Genomic DNA, 20,704 nt, shown 5'->3' on the forward strand with positions numbered 1-20,704 from the left:
CGCAGCGGATAGAGGGCTTGGTGTGCTCGACATAACCGCCGATTTCACCACAAAAGCGACAAAGGCGTCCAGCCCGTTTATAGAATGTCTTATGTCTTATATAAGACAGAAGATTCATTGACTTTCCGGCGAGGCCCGACCTACACTCGCGCCTGTTCCGGGCGACGGCCCACACACACGCCACGACGACGCCAAGGTCAATCGCACGTGTGTTTCCACATCGTCATGCGGACGCAGTAAACTGCGAGGCTCTTGCCGATTCTGAGCCGACCGCCCACGAGGCGCCGACCGTTGCCGGCAATGCCTGCGAGGCTGCACCGACATCCCGCCGGGATGCGCGCCGCACGCAGTGCGATCCGCTTTCACTACCGTTTGGAGAGTTCTCATGGCAAAAGCACCCATGCGCGTCGCAGTGACCGGCGCTGCTGGACAGATCGGTTACGCCCTGCTGTTCCGCATCGCTGCCGGCGAAATGCTGGGCAAGGATCAACCCGTCATCCTGCAACTGCTGGAAATCCCCGATGAGAAGGCCCAGAAGGCGCTCAAGGGCGTGATGATGGAGATCGAAGACTGCGCCTTCCCGCTGCTGGCCGGCATGGAAGCCCACTCCGACCCGATGACCGCGTTCAAGGACGTCGACGTGGCCCTGCTGGTGGGCGCCCGCCCCCGCGGTCCGGGCATGGAACGTGCAGACCTGCTGTCGGCCAACGCCCAGATCTTCACGGCGCAAGGCAAGGCACTGAACGCCGTTGCCTCGCGCAACGTCAAGGTGCTGGTGGTCGGCAACCCGGCCAACACCAACGCCTACATCGCCATGAAGTCGGCGCCGGACCTGCCGCGCGAGAACTTCACCGCCATGCTGCGCCTGGACCACAACCGCGCCCTGTCGCAGATCGCCGCCAAGACCGGCAAGCCGGTGTCGAGCATCGAAAAGCTGTTCGTGTGGGGCAACCACAGCCCGACGATGTACGCCGACTACCGCTACGCCACGATCGACGGCAAGAGCGTCAAGGACATGATCAACGACCCGGTGTGGAACAACGACGTGTTCCTGCCGACCGTTGGCAAGCGCGGCGCCGCCATCATCGAAGCGCGCGGCCTGTCGTCGGCTGCTTCGGCTGCCAACGCCGCCATCGACCACGTGCGTGACTGGGTGCTCGGCAGCAACGGCAAGATCGTCACGATGGGCATCCCGTCGAACGGCGAATACGGCATTCCGAAGGACGTGATGTTCGGCTTCCCGGTCACCACGGAAAACGGCAAGTACAAGATCGTCGAAGGCCTGGAAATCGACGAGTACAGCCAAGGCAAGATCAAGATCACGCTCGACGAGCTGGAAGGCGAGCGTGCGGGCGTGCAGCATCTGCTGTGATCCGCATGATCTAAAAGAAGAAACCGGAGCGGATCGGCAGCGAACCCTCCGGTTTTTTTACACCTGCATTTCGAACAAAACGCAGGCGTTACCGCGCCGCCCAACCGATACCACCCCGTGCACCCCACCGAGGTTTTGTTCCAGGACGATGCCCTGCCGGCCCAGCTGCCGGTCTGCGACCACTACGCGGGCGCAGAAAAACTGATGCGCAAGTCGCTCGCCCTGCAACAAACCCTTGGCCCGGTTTTCGACATCACGTTTGACTGCGAAGACGGCGCCGCCGTCGGCCAGGAACGCGCGCATGCCGAACTGGCCGCCGCACTCATCAACAGCGACGACAACCGCTTCAACCGCGTTGGCGTGCGCATCCACGATCCGAACCACGATGCGTGGACGCAAGACGTCGACATCCTGGTCGGCCTTGCCGGCCGCCGCCTCGCCTACGTGACCGTGCCGAAGGTACGTGACGTCGTGGAAGTGGCGCGCGTGACCGATCGCGTCAACCAGGCGGCCAAGGCTGCCGGCATTGCGAGGCACCTGCCGATTCACGTGCTGATCGAAACGCATGGCGCGCTGGCACAGGTGTTCGATATCGCCTCGCTGGTGCAGGTCGAATGCCTGAGTTTCGGCCTGATGGATTTCGTTTCCGCCCACAACGGTGCGATTCCGGGCGCGGCGATGGGCTCGCCCGAGCAGTTCGAACATCCGCTGATCCGCCGCGCGCTTGCCGAGATTTCTGCCGCGTGCCACGCGCACGGCAAGGTGCCGTCGCACAACGTCAGCACCGATATCAAGCACCCGGACCGCGCCGGCGCCGATGCCGCGCGTGCCCGCAACGAGTTCGGCTATCTGCGCAAGTGGAGCATCCATCCCGACCAGATCGCGCCGATCGTTTCCGCATTCCGCCCATCGCACGAAGAAGTGACACACGCGGGCGCCATTCTTGCGGCTGCGCAGGATGCCTCGTGGGGCCCGATCCAGCACGAAGGCCGGCTGCATGACCGCGCGAGCTATCGCTATTGGTGGGCCGTGCTGCAACGTGCGCATACCACCGGCGTGGAGATGCCGGCCGACGCCGTCGCGCGGTTCTTCGCGTGACAACCGTAGAAAGGAGATTCGCCATGACGGCAAACACCCAAACCAGCGCAAGCGCCCGCTTCCGCCAGGCGCTGGTCGAAGAATCGCCGCTGCAGATCGTCGGCACCATCAACGCCAACCACGCGCTGCTGGCCAAGCGCGCCGGCTATCGCGCCATCTACCTGTCAGGCGGCGGCGTGGCAGCAGGCTCGCTGGGCCTGCCTGACCTCGGCATATCTGGCCTGGACGACGTGCTGACCGACGTCCGCCGCATCACCGATGTGTGTGACGTGCCGCTGCTGGTGGACGTCGACACGGGCTTCGGCGCTTCCGCCTTCAATGTGGCGCGCACGACCAAGTCGCTCATCAAGTTTGGCGCCGCGGCCATGCACATCGAAGACCAGGTCGGCGCCAAGCGCTGCGGCCATCGGCCCAACAAAGAAATCGTCTCGAGGGACGAGATGGTCGATCGCATCAAGGCCGCCGTCGATGCCCGCACCGACGCCGACTTTGTCGTCATGGCCCGCACCGATGCGCTTGCCGTCGAAGGGTTCGACCGCGCCTTGGAACGCGCCGTGGCCTGCGTGGAAGCCGGCGCGGACGCGATCTTTCCCGAGGCGATGACGGAACTGTCGATGTACCGCAAGTTCGTCGACGCGGTGAAGGTGCCGGTGCTGGCCAACATCACCGAATTTGGCCAGACGCCGCTGTTCACGCGCGACGAACTGGCCTCCGCCGGGGTGTCGATGATCCTGTATCCGCTGTCGGCATTCCGCGCGATGAACAAGGCTGCGGAGAACGTGTACGCAGCCATTCGCCGCGATGGCACGCAACGGAACGTCGTCGATACCATGCAGACGCGCATGGAACTCTACGACAGCATCGGTTACCACGACTACGAAGCCAAGCTGGACGCGCTGTTCGCACAGAACCGCGGTTGAGCCACTCCCCCATCCATCCCAACGCAAACAAGGAGAACGGAAGACAAGACTGCGGGATAACTTGCCCCGGAAACAACCCGGAAAACGGTGCCGATGCTGGCGCGACACCCCCGTTTGGCGTAGCGGTCGGGCGAGCATGTAACAGAACGTTGGGCACGGCGTCCAAATCGGTCAAAATACCGGCCGGTGTGCGAAATGCCGTGGCATTCCGTGGCCTGGCAGCCGCCTCCCCCACTCTGTCTTACCGAAGGAAACCCTATGAACAAATTCATCGTGGGCGCCTGTGCTGGCGTTCTTTCGCTGGCTGCATCGCAATATGCAACCGCCCAGGCCCCGGCCAAGCCGGCTGCCAAGAAGGCTCCGGCCAAGAAGCGTGCCGCCAAGAAGGCCGCGCCTGTTGCCGCCGTCAAGCCGGAAGGCGTCGAATGGAAGTGTGAGCTTGGCAACGAGCTGTACCTCAAGGGCGACATGGCCCGCGACCAGATCATCACGATGCACTGGAAGGGCAAGAACTACCAGCTGCCGCGCCAGATGACCCGCACCGGCGCCGACCGTTACTTCGACCAGAAGACCGGCATGGACCTGGTGGTGATCCCGTCCAAGGCCATGCTGTTCGACCGCAACGAAGGCCACCGCCTGGCCGATGAGTGCCAGACCGCCGAAATGGCTGCCGGCGCACCGGCCCCGACGCAAGCCGGCGCCCTGCGCGCCCCGGCCGGCCTGCCGCTGATGATGCCGGACAGCCCGTCGCCGGCTCCGGCCCCCGCTCCGGGTGCAGCGCAACCGGCGCAGCAGTAACGCGATATCGCGCAAGAGGCCCACAGGAACCGCCCATGTCCGCACCGGTTGCGAACATCCGCACGAATCCGGACAAGGTCATCGTCGACGATGTGACCTTGCCTGGATACGCCGGGCGCCTTGGGCCTTTTGTGTCTGGGACCGTCCTGCCGAATGCCCCGACGGGCACGTCGTGTACGGCGGCTCCCGGCACACCGCGCTTCGGCCGTCAGGCCATCGAAGATCAGCAAGATACCGTCGCCCGCGGCCCGCGCACCGATGTGCTGCGCATGAAAGCCGCCCGCGAGGAAGACCAGCCTTTCCCCACGAATGACCACGACGCCAAAATGCGTTCGATCGCCCACGGCATCACCGCCCGCATCCACGGCGGCAAGACGTTCGGCGGTGTCGTGGCGGAGTACCCGACCGGCCAGAAGCTGTGCCGGTCAAAGCGTGTTGTCGGTTTGTACGTGATTTGATTTTGTCGATTTGATGTATCCGCAACGGGCGCCCCGGCACCCCGCGCAATCCTCAAGCCTTGGAGTCATGCCATGCCCCACAATCTCAAAAATACACTCAAGGAATTTAAGATCAACGGCGGCCAGACCGGCAAGTTCCACTCCCTGCCGCAACTGGGCAAGGAACTGGGCGTGGCGATCGAGCGCCTGCCGGTGTCGATCCGCATCGTGCTGGAATCCGTGCTGCGCAATTGCGATGGCAAGAAGGTGACCGAAGAGCACGTCGCGCAACTGGCCAACTGGAAGCCGACCGCCGAGCGCGTCGACGAAATCCCCTTCGTGGTCGCTCGCGTGGTGCTGCAGGACTTTACCGGCGTGCCGCTGCTGGCCGACCTGGCCGCCATGCGCAACGTGGCCGAGCGCATGGGCAAGAACCCCAAGAAGATCGAGCCGCTGGTGCCGGTCGACCTGGTGGTGGATCACTCGGTGCAGATCGACCACTTCCGCGAGAAGAAGGCGCTGGATCTGAACATGCAACTGGAATTCTCGCGCAACAACGAGCGCTACCAGTTCATGAAGTGGGGCATGCAGGCATTCGACACGTTTGGCGTGGTGCAGCCGGGCTTCGGCATCGTCCACCAGGTCAACCTGGAATACCTGGCGCGCGGCGTGCACAAGAAGGACGGCGTGTTCTACCCGGATACGCTGGTCGGCACCGACAGCCACACCACCATGATCAACGGTATCGGCGTGGTCGGCTGGGGCGTGGGCGGCATCGAGGCCGAAGCCGGCATGCTCGGCCAGCCGGTGTACTTCCTGACGCCGGACGTCGTCGGCGTTGAGCTGAAGGGCCGCCTGCGTGAAGGCTGCACCGCCACCGACCTGGTGCTCACGATCACCGAAATGCTGCGCAAGGAGAAGGTCGTCGGCAAGTTCGTCGAGTTCTTCGGCGAAGGCACGGCCAGCCTGTCGCTGCCGGATCGCGCAACCATCGGCAACATGGCTCCGGAATACGGCGCCACGATGGGCTTCTTCCCGGTCGACGAAAAGACCATCGATTACTTCAAGGGCACGGGCCGCACGCAGGAAGAAATCGCTGCGTTCGAAGGCTACTTCAAGGCGCAAAAGCTGTTCGGCGTGCCGAAGGCCGGCGAAATCGACTACACCAAGACGCTGACGCTGGATCTGGGTACGGTGGCCCCGTCGCTGGCCGGCCCCAAGCGCCCGCAAGACCGCATCGAAATCGGCAACGTGAAGTCGACGTTCTCGTCGCTGTTCTCGAAGCCCGTTGCGGAGAACGGCTTCAACAAGAAAGCGGAAGACCTCGACAAGACCTTCACGACCACCAACGGCGTCAACGTGAAGAGCGGCGACGTGCTGATTGCGGCAATCACCTCGTGCACGAACACGTCCAACCCGAGCGTGCTGCTGGCAGCGGGCCTGCTGGCCAAGAAGGCCGTCGAAGCCGGTTTGGAAGTGGCGCCGCACATCAAGACCTCGCTCGCCCCGGGAAGCCGCGTGGTGACGAAGTACCTGGAAGCCGCCGGCCTGCTGCCGTATCTGGAAAAGCTCGGCTTTGGCGTGACGGCCTACGGCTGCACGACCTGTATCGGCAACGCCGGCGACCTAACGCCGGAACTCAACGAAGCCATCGTGAAGAACGACATCGTTGCGGCCGCCGTGCTGTCGGGCAACCGCAACTTTGAAGCGCGCATCCACCCGAACATCCGCGCCAACTTCCTGGCTTCTCCGCCGCTGGTCGTCGCCTACGCGATCGCCGGCAACGTGACGCGCGACCTCATGACCGAGCCGGTCGGCAAGGGCAAGAATGGCAAGGACGTGTATCTAGGTGACATTTGGCCAAGCTCGGACGAGATCGCCAAGCTGATGAAGTTCGCGATGAACGCCGACACGTTCCGCACGAACTACGAGCAGGTCAAGAAGCCGTCCAAGCTGTGGGCCAACGTCAAGGGCACGAAGGGCCAGGTCTACGACTGGCCGAAGTCGACGTACATCGCCGAGCCGCCGTTCTTCGAAGGCTTTGGCATGACGCCGGCGGCGGCTTCGGCATCGGTCAAGGGCGCACGCGCACTGGGCGTGTTCGGCGATTCCGTGACGACCGACCACATCTCCCCGGCCGTTCGATCAAGGAAACGTCGCCCGCCGGCAAGTACCTGCTGGCTAACGGCGTGCTCAAGGCCGACTTCAACAGCTACGGTTCGCGCCGCGGCAACCATGAGGTGATGATGCGCGGCACGTTCGCCAACGTGCGCATCAAGAACCTGATGATCCCCGCCAAGGCGGACGGTTCGCGCGTGGAAGGCGGCGAAACGCTGTTCCAGCCGAGCGGCGAACAAATGTCGATCTACGACGCCGCCATGAAGTACATCGCCGAAGGCACGCCGACGGTCGTGTTCGGCGGCGAAGAGTACGGCACGGGCAGCTCGCGCGACTGGGCCGCCAAGGGCACGCAGCTGCTGGGCGTGAAGGCCGTGATCGCACGCAGCTTCGAACGTATCCACCGCTCGAACCTGGTGGGCATGGGCGTGCTGCCGCTGCAGTTCAAGGGCAGCGACTCGGCGCAATCGCTGGGCATCGTGGGCGACGAAACCTTCGACATCGAGGGCCTCGACGGCGAAATCAAGCCGCAACAGGACGTCACCCTGGTCATCCATCGCGCCAACGGCGAGACCACGCGTGCGCAAGTGCTGCTGCGCATCGACACGCCGATCGAAGTGGATTACTACAAGCACGGCGGCATCCTGCCGTTCGTGCTGCGCCAGCTGCTGGCGGCTTAAGTTTCAAGCCACCACGCTGCGAAGGTGCAGATCGAAAGCCGGCTCTTCGGAGCCGGTTTTTTATTGCCTGCCAAATCAAACAAGGTGACGATGCCCCAATCGGCAAGCAGGCTTTGGTACAGTGTGCCGAATCGGCCGTGTGATGTGCCCGCCCCGTTGGAGGCACGCTCGCCGCCCGGCCTCGCCTGACCGTTTCATTGCTGGAGTCCCGCACCCATGGCCCAAGTGGTACTTGCCTTCATCGTCGTGGCGGCTGCCGTGTTCTACATCCTGTTCAAGGCACCGCAGACCGACGCCCAGGCCCCGGCCCCGGCAACGCCCGCCGTAGCAGCGGCGCCTGTGCCCCCGCCTCCGCCAATGGCAGCTTCCGCGCCGGTTGCCGAGACGCATACGGCACCGGCCAGCACGCCGGCTGCATCCGAACCCGCAGCGGCTTCCGCACCTGCGAGCGCAAGCAGCGCGGCCTCCGCAGCCTCGGCGCCTGCGGCCAAGCCTTAAGGTTTTCGCCTGACAGGTTTCGCAATGGGCGTCGCGCAGCAGCGTACAAGGGTAAAATAACGCCCCTTCATTCTTCCAACGAACGGTACGGCACAGCATGGCAGGATTCCGCTCCAAGGCTCCCCAACGTCTTTCCCCCGATGCAGAACGGCTGGTGGCCGATGCGCTGGCGCTCGACGCGTCGGGCAGCCGCATCGAAGACGTCTATTGGGAACAAAGGCTGTCCGAACGTCTTTCCCGGCTGCTCAAGAACGGCAGCCAGACCGCGCTCGACGCCGCGCTAGACCATCTTTTCAAGCACAACGAGGAAGCCTCCGACGTGCTCGCCGAGCAGGCCGAGACGCTCGCCGAATCGGCCATCCTCAGCTCGGGCGGCGTCGAATATGACGCGCTGCTGATCGCGGCGCCCATCCTGGCGCACACGCGTTACATGATCCCGTCGGGCACCATCAAGCCCGAGATGGCGCAAACGCTGCAGGTCCACCTGCAGGCGCATGTGATGGCTTCCAACGCCCGCGTGGCGCTGGCCCCTTACCTGTACAGCATCGATCAGCTGCCGCGCACGCACTCCGACACCTTTGCGCTCACGCACAAGCTGGCGGCGTATGCGCTGTCGGGCCAGCCGGCCAAGGTCGAACTGCGCGACATGCCGGAAACGGCGCCGATCCTGGCCGACCCTCGCTACCTGGTGGCGATCGTCGTGGCGCAGCACGGCCAGGCCCTGTTCCGCTGGCAGGAAGACGCCAAGGAGCACCACGCGGAGCGCTCCGCCTGCCTCGAGCAATGGCGCGAACAGGTCACGCCGACCATCTCCACGCTGATGCCCGGCTGCGAGTTCGACCTGCTGCTGCCCGACGCCTTCTTCCTGTCCTGCCGCGAATCCGACAAGCAGATCCGTCCGCTGACCGTGCGCGCCGCCGTCAATTACCTGCAGGGCGCGCTGGATATGCCGGCCAACCGCTTTGGCGCCATCATCGGCGCGTTCGGTGAAGAGCAGATCGAGGAATACCGGGTGGCCTTCACGGTGCGCGGCGAGAAAGACCTCATCTACGGCATCGTCTGGCCCGTCTACGGCCGAGACGGCGGCGCCACCGATGTCACCGCGGAAGGCGAACCGGGCAGCCCGCTGGAGCAGATCTGCGATGAATTGCGCGCCTGCGGCATCGAAGACATCTTCCGCCACGGCCAGCTCTTCGAACCCGAGTACTGCGAAGACTGCGGCGCCCCGCTCTATGCAGACCGCTCGGCCGAAATCGTCCACGCAGAAATGCCGGAAGACGCGCCGACCCAGCAGCCGCTGTTCCACTGACGGGCGACGCGCGTGATCAAAGCCACCTCCGGGTGGCTTCTTTATTGCTCCGCGATCGTTCATATTGATTGTCGGTTTGCGTCGCACGCGCCCCGCCGGGCTGCGGCACAATGACGGTCTTCCGCCACATGGCATCACCGCCGAACCCCAGGAGCCTCCCGATGACAACCCGTGCCCTCTTGTGTGTTCCCATCCGCGCCCTGATCCGCAACCTCGCAGCCTGTGCGCTGGCAGCGGCTGCCGCGGCGCCGTTCGCCGCGCACGCCGACGACCTGCGCATCGGCCTGTCCGCCGACGTCACGTCGATGGACCCGCAGTGGAACAACGCCGGCCCCAACAACGCCATGGCGCTGCACATCTTCGAGTCGCTGGTCTTTCTCGACAAGAACGGCCGCTACACGCCTGGCTTGGCCACGTCTTGGAAACCCGTCGACGCCAACACCTGGGAGATCAAGCTCCGCCCCAACGTGAAGTGGAGCGACGGCACGCCGTTCACCGGCGAAGACGTGAAGGCATCGATCGAGCGGCCCGCGCGCCTCACCAACAGCCCAGGCCCGTTCACGAGCTATACGAAATCGATCACCGATGTACAGATCGTCGATCCGCTAACGGTGCGGCTGAAGTTGTCGACACCCAATTACGCGAGCATCCCCAACGATCTGAACAGCTTGCCCATCATCCCGAAGAAAGTGGCCAACGCGGCGCAGGCGGACTTCGATGCTGGCCGCGCCATGATCGGCACCGGTCCGTTCCTGTTCGACCACTTCACGCGCGGGCAGGAAATCGTCCTGAAGAAGAACCCGCACTATTGGGGCCGCGTGCCGCAGTGGGACAAGGTGACGTTCAAGATCATCACGGACAATGCGGCGCGCACAGCCGCGCTGCTCTCGGGCGATGTGGATGTCGTCGAGGCCGTACCGGCTGCGGACGTGCCGCGCATCAAGCAAGACCCCAAATTCCACCTCGAACAGCAGGTGTCATGGCGCACGATTTTCTGGCAGATGGATCAGAGCCGCGATGCTTCGCCGTTCGTGACCGACAAGGCCGGCAAGCCCCTCGCCAAGAATCCGCTCAAGGACCATCGCGTGCGCGAGGCCATCGCGCTGGCCATCAACCGCGATGCCATTGTCAGCCGCGTGCTCGAGGGCCAAGGCGTGGTGGCGTCGAGCATCGTCTCGCCGCAGATCTTCGGGCATCCGGGCGGCAAGCCGATCGCATATGACCCGGCTCGCGCCAAGAAACTGCTTGCCGAGGCCGGTTACCCCGACGGTTTCGGGCTCACGCTGCACGCCACCAACAATCGGTATCTGAACGACGTGCAGGTCGCGCAGACCACTGCGCAGCTGCTCACGCGCATCGGCATCCAGACGAAGGTGGAAACGTTGCCGGTGGCAGCGTATTTCTCCCGCGCACGTCAGGGCGAGTTCTCGTTCATGATGCTCGGCTGGGGCTCGGTAGCGGCCGATGTCGCGCTGCGCAGTATCCTGGGCACGCCGAACGCGCAAACCGGCTACGGCTCCTGGAACTGGGGCCGCTACAGCAATCCGGAGCTGGACAAACTGGTACAGACGTCGCTCTCGACGGTGTCGAGCGAACAGGCTCACGAGCAGGCCGCCAAGACCGCGGCGCGCTTTGCGCAGACCGACTACGCGATCATCCCGTCGCATCACCAGCTCGCCACGTGGGCCATGCGCAAGGGCATTCGCTACGAGGCCCGCACCGACGAATGGTCGCTTGCCTGGTTGTTCACCAAGCAATGATGATCGCTTGGTAACGAACACCGTGCCGTAACGCGCTGTTACAGCAAATTCGCCCGATGTGCCGCATTGGGGTAACTAGCAGGAACTTTCGTCCTGAGCTTTCCTCTATCATGGCGATTTCCACGCCGACACCCTGTAACACTCGTGATGTTGCGACCCAAACTACTCTGTCTCGGCGTCGTCGCTTTGCTGGCCGCCTGCTCCAACTTGCAGACTGAACCGACCGATGCGTCGGCCCAGGCCACCAACGCCACGCCAAGCACCCCAGCCGTACAAGCCAAGCCGGCCATCCAGCCGGCCCCGACCACGCCGCCCATCGTCTTCGGCTCGACCGACAACAGCGGCACCACCACGGTCAACCTGCCGTCCAAGGACAAGATGAGCTTGTCCGAGTACCGCGCACAAACCCGTGACCGTCTGATTCAATCGGAAGGTGCCCGCCCCGACGTGGCGGACTGCGCTGCGCATGCGAGCTGGATCATTCCGCGCTCGACCAATTTCGATCAGTTCCGCCTGCCAACCGGTGCGCTTTCCAACGACCAGGCCAAGGTCGAGCCGTGGGACTCGCGCTTCTCGTCCAGCAAGCAAGGCGCGATCAAGGTGTCGAGCGTGATCACCTTCAATGCCGCCGTGCACAAGCGCGGCACGGGCAATGACCAGTGGGAACCCGTGCGCGTGCGCTGCGGGTATGACGAAGGGATGATGCTGGCGTATGAGCTGCTCGACGCCAACGGTCAGCCGTTCGCTGCGCCGGCCGCGCCCTCCTCTTCGACAGCGCGCACGCACTGCCGCCGCGGCCATCGCTGCACGACCAGTGCAGCAGCACATGGCAAGTCCACCGCCAAGGGCAAGGCCTCGACAAAAGCGACGGCCAAGTCAGCCAAGGGCAGCGGCACCGCCAAGACCAAGTCGACCACGGCAAGCAAATCCACCGCCAAGTCGACGGCAAAGAAGACGACGAAGAAGTCGTCCTCGAACTAAGCGCAACGCGCCGCCAACCCAGGCGGCGCGGCGTTTATCTTCAGCCGAGATACTCCAGGATCGCCTGCAGCATGGCCGCGCCCAATGCGGCGCTGCGGGCGCCATCCCAGCCGACGCGCGCGTCGGGCAGGTCGGCGTTGTCCTTGAACGGCATTTCCAGCGTCAACGACAGGCAGCCATACGTGTGGCCGATGTACTTGGAGGCGAGCTTGAGCGCGTCTTCGTTGTACTTGCTGGCCTCGTAGCCGTATCGCGTCTGGAAATCCGGTGAAGCACGGAGGAACGCCGCGACAAAGCGGTCCTGATCCGCACGCTGCGCGTCGGTAAAGCCTGGCAGCATTTCACTACCGGCCACGAATACATAAGGCAGCGCCTCGTCGCCGTGGATGTCGAAGAACAGATCGACGCCGGTTTGCTCGATGGCCTGGCGCACCGCCAGCACTTCGGGGCTGCGCTGCGCGTCGGGTTCCATCCACTCGCGGTTCAGGTTCGCACCCGCGGCATTGGTGCGCAGGTTGCCCAGCGCTGAGCCATCCGGGTTCATGTTCGGCACGATATGAAAGACGGCGCGCTCGGCAAGCACCCGGCCGATGGGATCGCCGCTCCAGACACCTTGGCGCGTCAGACGCGCGAGCAGGCCCTCGACGAACCATTCGGCCATCGTCTCGCCCGGATGCTGGCGCGCGATGATCCACACGTTTTTCTTGCCGGGGCCGGGTTCGCCGACGGTGATGCTCGTCATGTCGCGGCCCTGCACCGTTTGCCCCAAGCGCTGCGTGCGCACGCCGGGTTTCGTTTGCGCAGCGGCCACGAGTGAAAGGTGGCGCTCGTCCGAATACGGCTCGAAATAGGCAAACCAGATGCTGTCGTGCTCGGGCGTCACCTCGATCGTCAACGTCTTGCCGTCGTAGCGGGTCGGGACACGGAACCAATGCTCGCGGTCGTACGAGGCGACGGCGCGGTAGTCCTTCCAGCCGGCGGCGTAAGTGCATTCGCCGGCGTTTTCCAAGACCAACTTGCAGGCCTGGCCTCGCACACCTTGCAGACGGAAATGGAACCACTGCATGAAATCAGCGTGCGAATCGCGGCGAATGCGCAGGCGGATGGCATCGGCGCGGGCAACATCGACGATTTCGATGGCGCCGCTGTCGAATGCGCTGGAGATGTGCGGTTGATTGGCAGTCATGTCGGATCCTGTCATCAGATGAGCTTGCGGCGGAAGACCCAGCGCTCGTCGTCGGAATCGGCAGCGGCAAAGGCATAGCCGTCGACATCGAACGCCTTGAGCTTGCGCGGATCGGTAATGCGATGCTCGATCGCGTAGCGCGCCATCAGACCACGCGCACGCTTCGCATAGAACGAGATGATCTTGTACTGGCCGTTCTTCCAGTCTTCAAACACCGGCGTGACGATGCGCGCCTTGAGCACCTTGGGCCGCACCACCTTGAAATACTCTTCCGACGCGAGATTGACGAGCACGGGATCGTCGTCCTGCTTGAAGAGCTTGTTCAGCGCCAGCGTCACCTCGTCGCCCCAGAAGGCGTACAGGTCTTTGCCGCGCGGATTGGCAAGGCGCGTGCCCATTTCCAGCCGATACGGCTGCATCCAGTCGAGCGGGCGCAGCACGCCGTACAGCCCCGACAGAATCCGCAGATGCTTCTGCGCGAACTGCAGATCGTCGACCGCCAGCGAATTGGCGTCGAGCCCGCCGTAGACGTCGCCGTCGAAGGCCAGCGCGGCTTGCTTGCTGTTCTCGGCGGTGAATTCGGGCGACCAATCGGCGTAGCGCGTGGCATTGAGCGCCGCCAGCGGGTCGGAAATGTGCATGAGCGTGCCGATCTGGGCCGGCGACAGCTTGCGAAGCACTTCGATGAGTTCTGCGGAGCGCGCGATGAAATCGGGCAGCGTGTGGGTCTTGGTGCGCGGCGGCGTGTCGTAGTCGAGCGACTTGGCCGGCGAGAGGACGATGATCATGTCAGAATCGCGGTTCACAAGTCTGGAATTGTATCGAATGGCAGACGCTGCCGCCCTCGCCCACTCCACCCAGGCTCCGGCCCCGCGCGTGGTGCTGGACTCCAACATCTGGGTCGACATCCTGATCTTCGACGATGCGGTTGCGCGCCCCATCCGCGCTGCGCTGGAAGCCGGCCGGCTGGACGCCATCATCAGCCCCGCCTGTCGCGAAGAGCTGCGCCGCGTGCTCGACTATCCCCAATTCGCCCGCTACGCCGTTGACGCGCAAGCTGCGCTCGCGTGGGTCGATCGCGTGACCCGGTCCGTCGCCGATCCTGAAGACGCGGCCCGCGTGCAAGGCGAAGCGTTCGTCCCACGCTGCAAGGATCGCGACGACCAGAAATTTCTCGCGCTGGCCGATGCCGCCAACGTTGCCTATCTCGTTTCCAAGGACCGCGCCGTGCTCAAGCTCAAGCGCCGCATGGCGAAGTATTGCGACGTGGCGGTGCTGCCGCCCAAGCAGTTCGTCGCGCTGGTCCAGCTGGAAAACACGCCCCTAGCTGCCATCCCGAATCAAGCCTGAAGCCGTCTTGTCATGACCACTGTTGAATCGCTCGCACCCATCGCCCCGCCGCCATCGCGGCTGCCGAATGTCGGCACCACCATCTTCACCGTGATGTCGGCGCTGGCCGTGGAAAAGCAGGCCGTCAACCTGGGCCAGGGCTTTCCGGATTTCGATTGCGATCCGCGCATCGTCGAAGCCGTGTCCGAGGCCATGCGCGCCGGCCTGAACCAATACCCGCCGATGACGGGCGTGCCCGCCCTGCGCCAGGCCATCGCAGCGAAGATCGCCAATCTGTACTGCCACGCTTACGATGCCGACCGCGAGATCACCATCACCGCCGGCGCCACGCAGGCGCTGCTGACGACCGTGCTGTGCTGCGTGCACCCCGGCGATGAAGTCATCGTCTTCGAGCCGACGTACGACAGCTACATTCCATCGATTGAACTGGCAGGCGGCAAGGTCGTGCCGATCACGCTGAACGCACCGGACTTCCGCATCCCGTTCGACACGCTGGCGGCGGCCATCACACCGCGCACGCGCCTGATCATGCTCAACACGCCGCACAACCCGACCGGCACGGTCTGGCATGCGGACGACATGCGCAAGCTGGCTGAGATCCTGGCGCCGACCAACGTGCTCCTGCTCTCCGACGAGGTGTACGAGCACATGGTGTACGACGGCGTGCCGCATGCATCGGTGGCGCGCATTCCGGAACTGGCGCGGCGCGCCTTCGTGGTGTCGAGCTTCGGCAAGACGTATCACGTGACGGGCTGGAAGGTCGGCTACGTGGCCGCCCCCGCCGCGCTGATGGCGGAATTCCGCAAGGTGCACCAGTTCAACGTGTTCACCGTCAATACGCCGGTGCAGCACGGGCTGGCCAACTACATGGCCGATCCGCGCCCGTACCTGGAGCTGCCTGCGTTCTACCAGCACAAACGCGACCTGTTCCGCGCGGGCCTGGAGAAGACCCGCTTCAAGCTGCTGCCCTGCCAGGGCACGTACTTCCAGTGTGTGGATTACAGCGCCATCTCGGACCTGCCCGAAGCCGAATTCGCCAAGTGGCTGACGAGCGAGATTGGTGTGGCGGCGATCCCCGTATCGGCGTTCTATTCGCAGCCGCACGAATCGGGCGTGGTGCGCTTTTGCTTCGCCAAGAAGGACGAAACGCTCCAGGTTGCCCTGGAGCGCTTGTCGAAGGTGTAAGACCGTAAAGCTGAGGCCGATCAGCGCTTGCTGGCGTAGTGCGCCAGCATCTGCTCCAGATTGGCCTTGCTGTCTGCACGAACCTTCTGCACGTTCGGGTTCTCGGCCATCTTGGCCAGGTAAGGCTTGACGCCCTCCACCTGCGCCAGCAGGTCTTCACCGTAGATGATCTTGGTGGCCTGGCTGACCAGCGGGAAGTGCACGATGGCCGCGCAGTCCGCAATGGTGAACGTCTCGCCCGCGACGTAAGGCGAGAACTTGAACAGCTTGGCCGCCGCCGGGATGTTCTTCTGCAGTTGCTCGCGCACCTTGACCTTCAGGTTGTCGCTGATCTTGCCGCCGAAGAACGCCTCGGGAAACAGCTGGCGCGCCACCAACTCCAGGTGCAGCTCCAGGAAGGTCACCACCTCCCGCACCTTGGCCGCCTGGAACGGATCGGCCGGAATCAGCGGATGTTCCGGATAGCGCGCTTCCAAGTAGTCGACAATGACCTGCGATTCGCACATGCCGCGATCGCCATCTTTCAAATACGGCACCTTGTGCAGCGGCGAGATTTCGCCGTCGGTCTGATCCGGCCAGCGCAGTGATTCTTCAAAAGGGATGCCCTTTTCCAGCAGGGCGAGCTTGACCTTGTTGTAGTAGTTGCTCGCAGAAAAACCGTATAGCGTCAGCATGAAGCCGTCTCCTTGGTAATTTGGCCGTCCGTTATGGTCGGTGCGGATGCCAGAAATCGCACGCTCGTGCTATTTTAGCCAGACTTCTTTCGATCGCAGCGGATTTCATATGCAGACTATCGGGATTGTGGGCACCGGCGCCATGGGGCGCGGCATTGCGCAGATCGCGGCCCAGGCAGGTTTGCGCGTCAAACTGTTCGACGCCAACCCGCAAGCCGTGGAAGCGGCGCGCACTGCACTGGCCGATACGCTCGCCAAGTTGGCCGCCAAGGGCAAGATGACGGCGGAGGAAGCCGACGCCACCGTCGCGCGGCTCGTCCCTGCAGGCGCGCTCACCGATCTGGCGGACTGCGATCTCGTGGTCGAGGCCATCGTCGAGAAGCTCGACGTCAAGCGCGACCTCTTCCGCCAGCTCGAAGACATCGTCCGCGCGGATGCCATCCTGGCGTCGAATACCTCATCGCTGTCGATCACCGCGATTGCCGCCACATGCAAGCGCCCGGAACGCGTTGCTGGCTTTCACTTCTTCAACCCGGTGCCGCTGATGAAGGTGGTCGAAGTCATCGACGGCCTGCGCAGCGCGCCCGCCACCGGTGATGCCCTGGCGGCACTCGCCCAGCGCATGGGGCACACCGCCGTGCGCTGCATCGACATGCCGGGCTTCATCGTCAACCACGCCGGTCGCGGCATGAATACCGAAGGCCTGCGCGTGGCGCAGGAAAGCGTGGCGGCGTATGCGGACATCGACGCCATCATGCGCGAGCAGGCCGGTTTCCGCATGGGGCCGTTCGAGTTGATGGACCTCACGGGGCTGGACGTTTCGCACCCGGTGATGGAATCGGTCTACCGCCAGTTCTATGACGAGCCGCGCTATCGTCCGTCGCAGATCACGGCGGTGCGCTTTGCCGGCGGCATTCTGGGCCGCAAGACGGGCGAAGGTTTCTACCGCTATCCGGAGGGGCAAAAACAGGTACCGGCAGAAACGCCCGCCCCGTCTGCGCGCCCGTCTTCGGTGTGGATCAGCCGCGCGCATGACGCCGGCCACGCCGCAGCGCAGCGCCTGTTGCTCGATCTGGGCATCACGCCCGAAGGCGGTTCCAAACCGTCCGCCGATGCATTGATCATCGTGACGCCGCGCGGGCTGGACGCCACGGCCTGCGTGGCCGCCGAGGGGCTCGACGCACGCCGCACCGTCGCGCTCGACACGCTCTATCCGTTTGCCGCCACCAAGCGCCGCACGCTGATGACCACGCCCGCCACCGACGCGGCCTACCGTGACGCCGCTCACGGCTTGCTGGCCTCCGACGGCGTGCCCGTCACGGTGATCCGGGATTCGGGTGGCTTTGTGGCGCAGCGCATCGTCGCGTGCATCGTCAACATCGCGTGCGACATCGCCCAGCAGCGCATTGCCACGCCGACGGACATCGACCTCGCTGTCACGCTGGGGCTCGGTTATCCCAAAGGGCCGCTGGCACTCGGCGATACGCTGGGCACGAACGCCATCCTTGAAGTCCTGCAGAACCTCTACGTGCTGTATGGCGATCCGCGCTATCGCCCGAGCCCGTGGCTGCTGCGCCGTGCCCGTCTCGGCATGTCGCTGCTCACGCCTGATGCCTGATACGCCTGACGCCTGATTGCCGCTTACCCTGACGAGGCCGCCATGACCGCGCAATTGCTCTCCAAACGCATCGGCTCGACGCTGGTGCTGACGCTGTCCAACCCTGACGCCCGCAACGCGCTGGACCCGGTGATGTACACCGCGTCGATGGAAGCGCTGGACCGCGCCGCCAACGACAACGAAATTCGCGCCATCATCTTCACGGGCGACGGCAATGCCTTCTGTGCGGGCGGCAATCTGAACCGCCTGCTGGAAAACCGAAGCAAACCCAGGAGCGTGCAGGAAGACGGCATCGACGCGCTCAACCACTGGATCGAGACGATCCGCACGTTCCCCAAGCCCGTGATTGCTGCGGTGGAAGGCCCAGCGGCCGGCGCAGGTTTCTCGCTGGTGCTGGCGTGCGACTTTGCGATTGCCGCATCGGACGCGAAGTTCGTGATGGCGTATGTGAACGTCGCGCTGACGCCGGACGGCGGTGGCTCGTGGCACATCGCGCGCTTCCTGCCGCGCCCGCTGGCGAGCGAAATCATCATGCTCGGCAAGCCTGTCAGCGCGGAGCGGCTCGCGCACTTCGGCCTCATCAATGAGGTGGTCAAACCCGGCGAGGCGCTGGACCAGGCGTTGGCACTGGCGGAAAAACTCGCTGCGCAATCGCCGCACGCGGTGGGCCGCATCAAGGGCCTGATCGCGCACGCCGAAGACGCCTCGCTGCACGATCACCTCAAGGCCGAGCAGCACAGCTTTGTCGAAGCGCTGCACCACGCCGACGGCAACGAAGGCATCTCCGCCTTCCTGCAAAAGCGCAAACCCCAATACCGCTAGTTTCCGGCTCGCATGGTTCCCTTCCCGACACCCAATCGCCGCCGCGTCTACCTGATGCGTCATGGCGCGGTGACGTACTTCGACGAAACCGGCCGGCCCGTTCCGTCGCCCGAAGCCGTGCCGCTCAACGAACTCGGCCGCAGCCAGACCACCGCCGCCGGCAAGGTCTTCGCGGCCGAGAACATCATCTTCGACCGCGTCATCGTCAGCGGCCTGCCGCGCACGGTAGAAACCGCGCAGCGCGTGCTGGCCGAGATGCCGGCGATGCAGGAACGCGGCATCGCGCTTGAGCACTGGCCCGAGCTGCAGGAAATCCGCGGCGGCAAGCTGGCGGAAATTCCCGAGCACGAACTCGCGCAAGCCTTCATCGGCGCGTTTGAAGGCACGGTGTCCGAAGACCGGCGCTTCCTCAACGGAGAAAGCATCGGCGAATTTCTTGACCGCGTGATTCCGGCCATCGCCCGGCTGCGCGCGCAAACGGACTGGGACACCGTGCTGCTCGTGCTGCATGGCGGCACCAACCGCGCGATCCTCTCGCATGCCATCACCGGCGGCGAGCGCGTGTTCTTCGGCAGCCTCGCGCAGACCGCCGGCTGCATCAACGTGCTCGATGTTGGCGAGGCCCCGACCGACTGGGTGCTGCGCATGAGCAATTTTTCGGCGCCCTCGCCCGCGCATGTCGGCTCGCGCCTGACGACGATGGAAGTACTGCTGCAGCAGTACCTTCGCCATCGTCAACCGACCTGAACTTTCCTCGATACACAACAAGATTCGGAGACACACCCATGGCACAAACGGACCAGCAGGATTTCTCGGCCTTTGAGGGCACGCGCCCGGTAGCAGATCAGCAGAAGTTCGACATCGGCGCGCTGGAAGCGTGGATGCGCGAGCAGGTTGAAGGCTTTGCCGGCCCGCTCACGGTTGAACAGTTCAAGGGCGGCCAGTCGAACCCGACGTTCAAGCTGATCACGCCGTCGCGCACGTACGTGATGCGCGCCAAGCCCGGGCCGAAGGCGAAGCTGCTGCCGTCCGCGCACGCGATCGAACGCGAATATCGCGTGATGGATGCTCTCGCCAAGACCGACGTGCCGTCGCGAAGATGTATGCGCTGTGCGAAGACGAAGCCGTGATCGGCCGCGCCTTCTACATCATGGAGTTCGTGCAGGGCCGCGTGCTGTGGGATCAAGCCCTGCCCGGCATGGCGCCCGCCGAGCGCACCGCAATCTATGACGAGATGAACCGCGTCATCTCTGCGTTGCACACGGTGGACTACGCCGCCATCGGCCTGACCGATTACGGCAAACCCGGCAACTATTTCGCGCGTCAGATCGAGCGCTGGAGCAAGCAGTACAAGCTGTCGGAAACCGAGTCGATTCCGGCCATGGACAACCTGATCGAATGGCTGCCCAAGCACGTGCCGCAGGAAGCCGAGGAAATCACCAGCATCGTTCACGGCGACTACCGGCTCGACAACCTCATCTTCCATCCGACCGAGCCGCGCGTGCTGGCCATCCTCGATTGGGAGCTGTCGACGCTCGGCCATCCGCTCGCCGATTTCAGCTACCACTGCATGAGCTGGCACATCGAGCCAGGCCAGTTCCGCGGCGTCGCCGGCCTGGACTTCGCCGCGTTGGGCATCCCCACAGAAGCCGAGTACATCCGCCAATACGAAGAACGCACCGGCCGCCGCATCACGGGCGACTGGAACTTCTACCTCGCCTACAACATGTTCCGCATTGCCGGCATCCTGCAGGGGATCATGAAGCGCGTGGTGGATGGCACGGCGTCGTCGGCGCAGGCGATGGAAGCGGGCAAGCGCGCCCGCCCGATGGCCGAACTGGGCTGGAAGTACGCCCAGCAGGCCGGCGCATGATGTTGCGCCTCACTTCGTAGCAGGC

General features: G+C 64.2%; 17 protein-coding genes and 2 pseudogenes. 16 read left to right on the plus strand and 3 right to left on the minus strand.

What is annotated here, in order from left to right; translation table 11 throughout:
- Positions 1-385 precede the first annotated feature (385 nt).
- From FUT88_RS23560 to FUT88_RS23605, 10 genes and pseudogenes are all read left to right on the plus strand, one after another.
- A complete protein-coding gene (locus FUT88_RS23560) occupies positions 386-1,372 on the plus strand; it encodes a malate dehydrogenase (protein ID WP_027681079.1) in 987 nt (328 codons plus the stop codon).
- 117 nt (positions 1,373-1,489) lie between these two features.
- Positions 1,490-2,470, plus strand: a complete 981-nt coding sequence (locus FUT88_RS23565; protein WP_147214248.1) for an HpcH/HpaI aldolase/citrate lyase family protein — start codon at positions 1,490-1,492, stop codon at positions 2,468-2,470.
- A 23-nt stretch (positions 2,471-2,493) separates the two neighbouring features.
- Positions 2,494-3,390, plus strand: a complete 897-nt coding sequence (gene prpB, locus FUT88_RS23570; RefSeq protein ID WP_147214249.1) for a methylisocitrate lyase — start codon at positions 2,494-2,496, stop codon at positions 3,388-3,390.
- Positions 3,391-3,648: 258 nt separating this feature from the next.
- Positions 3,649-4,188, plus strand: a complete 540-nt coding sequence (locus FUT88_RS23575; RefSeq protein ID WP_147218839.1) for a hypothetical protein — start codon at positions 3,649-3,651, stop codon at positions 4,186-4,188.
- Between the two features lie 35 nt (positions 4,189-4,223).
- Positions 4,224-4,646: a 2-methylcitrate dehydratase gene (locus FUT88_RS23580; protein ID WP_147218840.1), complete on the plus strand. Its 423-nt coding sequence runs from the start codon at positions 4,224-4,226 to the stop codon at positions 4,644-4,646.
- A gap of 72 nt (positions 4,647-4,718) precedes the next feature.
- Positions 4,719-7,423, plus strand: a pseudogene (gene acnA / locus FUT88_RS23585) (aconitate hydratase AcnA).
- A gap of 216 nt (positions 7,424-7,639) precedes the next feature.
- Positions 7,640-7,921 (plus strand): hypothetical protein, encoded by a 282-nt coding sequence (locus FUT88_RS23590; RefSeq protein ID WP_147218842.1) that lies wholly within the window; start codon positions 7,640-7,642, stop codon positions 7,919-7,921.
- Positions 7,922-8,018: 97 nt separating this feature from the next.
- Entirely contained in the window at positions 8,019-9,230 is a 1,212-nt protein-coding gene (locus FUT88_RS23595; RefSeq protein ID WP_024975336.1) for a DUF2863 family protein, read from the plus strand.
- A gap of 161 nt (positions 9,231-9,391) precedes the next feature.
- On the plus strand, positions 9,392-10,990 hold the full coding sequence (locus FUT88_RS23600) for an ABC transporter substrate-binding protein (RefSeq protein WP_147218844.1): 1,599 nt from the start codon (positions 9,392-9,394) through the stop codon (positions 10,988-10,990).
- A 147-nt stretch (positions 10,991-11,137) separates the two neighbouring features.
- A complete protein-coding gene (locus FUT88_RS23605; protein ID WP_147218845.1) occupies positions 11,138-11,971 on the plus strand; it encodes a BspC domain-containing protein in 834 nt (277 codons plus the stop codon).
- Between the two features lie 40 nt (positions 11,972-12,011).
- Here the strand turns inward: FUT88_RS23605 and FUT88_RS23610 are convergent, their stop codons facing one another.
- Positions 12,012-13,157: a carboxypeptidase family protein gene (locus FUT88_RS23610; protein WP_147218847.1), complete on the minus strand. Its 1,146-nt coding sequence runs from the start codon at positions 13,155-13,157 to the stop codon at positions 12,012-12,014.
- A 14-nt stretch (positions 13,158-13,171) separates the two neighbouring features.
- Positions 13,172-13,945 carry a peroxide stress protein YaaA gene (gene yaaA, locus FUT88_RS23615; protein WP_147218849.1) on the minus strand — a complete coding sequence of 258 codons (774 nt, stop codon included), beginning with the start codon at positions 13,943-13,945 and terminating at the stop codon, positions 13,172-13,174.
- 37 nt (positions 13,946-13,982) lie between these two features.
- Here yaaA and FUT88_RS23620 point away from each other — a divergent pair, with 37 nt between their 5' ends.
- Together FUT88_RS23620 and FUT88_RS23625 are read left to right on the plus strand one after the other, a co-directional pair.
- Positions 13,983-14,507, plus strand: a complete 525-nt coding sequence (locus tag FUT88_RS23620) for a putative toxin-antitoxin system toxin component, PIN family (RefSeq protein WP_027681068.1) — start codon at positions 13,983-13,985, stop codon at positions 14,505-14,507.
- 12 nt (positions 14,508-14,519) lie between these two features.
- Entirely contained in the window at positions 14,520-15,692 is a 1,173-nt protein-coding gene (locus FUT88_RS23625) for a pyridoxal phosphate-dependent aminotransferase (RefSeq protein WP_147218851.1), read from the plus strand.
- 20 nt (positions 15,693-15,712) lie between these two features.
- Here the strand turns inward: FUT88_RS23625 and FUT88_RS23630 are convergent, their stop codons facing one another.
- On the minus strand, positions 15,713-16,366 hold the full coding sequence (locus FUT88_RS23630) for a glutathione S-transferase (RefSeq protein WP_147218853.1): 654 nt from the start codon (positions 16,364-16,366) through the stop codon (positions 15,713-15,715).
- Between the two features lie 46 nt (positions 16,367-16,412).
- Between FUT88_RS23630 and FUT88_RS23635 the strand changes: the two genes are divergently transcribed.
- The 4 genes and pseudogenes from FUT88_RS23635 (at position 16,413) to FUT88_RS23650 (ending at position 20,679) form a co-directional block, all read left to right on the plus strand.
- Positions 16,413-17,984: a 3-hydroxyacyl-CoA dehydrogenase gene (locus tag FUT88_RS23635; protein WP_147218855.1), complete on the plus strand. Its 1,572-nt coding sequence runs from the start codon at positions 16,413-16,415 to the stop codon at positions 17,982-17,984.
- A gap of 42 nt (positions 17,985-18,026) precedes the next feature.
- Positions 18,027-18,806 (plus strand): oxepin-CoA hydrolase, alternative type, encoded by a 780-nt coding sequence (locus FUT88_RS23640; protein ID WP_004636494.1) that lies wholly within the window; start codon positions 18,027-18,029, stop codon positions 18,804-18,806.
- A gap of 12 nt (positions 18,807-18,818) precedes the next feature.
- Positions 18,819-19,553, plus strand: a complete 735-nt coding sequence (locus tag FUT88_RS23645) for a histidine phosphatase family protein (RefSeq protein WP_147218857.1) — start codon at positions 18,819-18,821, stop codon at positions 19,551-19,553.
- A 38-nt stretch (positions 19,554-19,591) separates the two neighbouring features.
- Positions 19,592-20,679: pseudogene (locus tag FUT88_RS23650) on the plus strand (phosphotransferase).
- The last annotated feature ends 25 nt before the right edge of the window (positions 20,680-20,704 follow it).

It is taken from the genome of Ralstonia sp. TCR112 (genome assembly GCF_007997035.1).
Lineage (GTDB): Bacteria > Pseudomonadota > Gammaproteobacteria > Burkholderiales > Burkholderiaceae > Ralstonia > Ralstonia edaphi.

Excerpts from the sequence above, each read along its gene's own strand:
- FUT88_RS23560 (WP_027681079.1), top strand. The coding sequence starts at position 386 with ATGGCAAAAGCACCCATGCGCGTCGCAGTGACCGGCGCTGCTGGACAG.
- prpB (WP_147214249.1), top strand. The coding sequence starts at position 2,494 with ATGACGGCAAACACCCAAACCAGCGCAAGCGCCCGCTTCCGCCAGGCG.
- FUT88_RS23575 (WP_147218839.1), top strand. The coding sequence starts at position 3,649 with ATGAACAAATTCATCGTGGGCGCCTGTGCTGGCGTTCTTTCGCTGGCT.
- FUT88_RS23580 (WP_147218840.1), top strand. The coding sequence starts at position 4,224 with ATGTCCGCACCGGTTGCGAACATCCGCACGAATCCGGACAAGGTCATC.
- FUT88_RS23590 (WP_147218842.1), top strand. The coding sequence starts at position 7,640 with ATGGCCCAAGTGGTACTTGCCTTCATCGTCGTGGCGGCTGCCGTGTTC.
- FUT88_RS23595 (WP_024975336.1), top strand. The coding sequence starts at position 8,019 with ATGGCAGGATTCCGCTCCAAGGCTCCCCAACGTCTTTCCCCCGATGCA.
- FUT88_RS23600 (WP_147218844.1), top strand. The coding sequence starts at position 9,392 with ATGACAACCCGTGCCCTCTTGTGTGTTCCCATCCGCGCCCTGATCCGC.
- FUT88_RS23605 (WP_147218845.1), top strand. The coding sequence starts at position 11,138 with ATGTTGCGACCCAAACTACTCTGTCTCGGCGTCGTCGCTTTGCTGGCC.
- FUT88_RS23610 (WP_147218847.1), bottom strand. The coding sequence starts at position 13,157 with ATGACTGCCAATCAACCGCACATCTCCAGCGCATTCGACAGCGGCGCC.
- yaaA (WP_147218849.1), bottom strand. The coding sequence starts at position 13,945 with ATGATCATCGTCCTCTCGCCGGCCAAGTCGCTCGACTACGACACGCCG.
- FUT88_RS23620 (WP_027681068.1), top strand. The coding sequence starts at position 13,983 with ATGGCAGACGCTGCCGCCCTCGCCCACTCCACCCAGGCTCCGGCCCCG.
- FUT88_RS23625 (WP_147218851.1), top strand. The coding sequence starts at position 14,520 with ATGACCACTGTTGAATCGCTCGCACCCATCGCCCCGCCGCCATCGCGG.
- FUT88_RS23630 (WP_147218853.1), bottom strand. The coding sequence starts at position 16,366 with ATGCTGACGCTATACGGTTTTTCTGCGAGCAACTACTACAACAAGGTC.
- FUT88_RS23635 (WP_147218855.1), top strand. The coding sequence starts at position 16,413 with ATGCCAGAAATCGCACGCTCGTGCTATTTTAGCCAGACTTCTTTCGAT.
- FUT88_RS23640 (WP_004636494.1), top strand. The coding sequence starts at position 18,027 with ATGACCGCGCAATTGCTCTCCAAACGCATCGGCTCGACGCTGGTGCTG.
- FUT88_RS23645 (WP_147218857.1), top strand. The coding sequence starts at position 18,819 with ATGGTTCCCTTCCCGACACCCAATCGCCGCCGCGTCTACCTGATGCGT.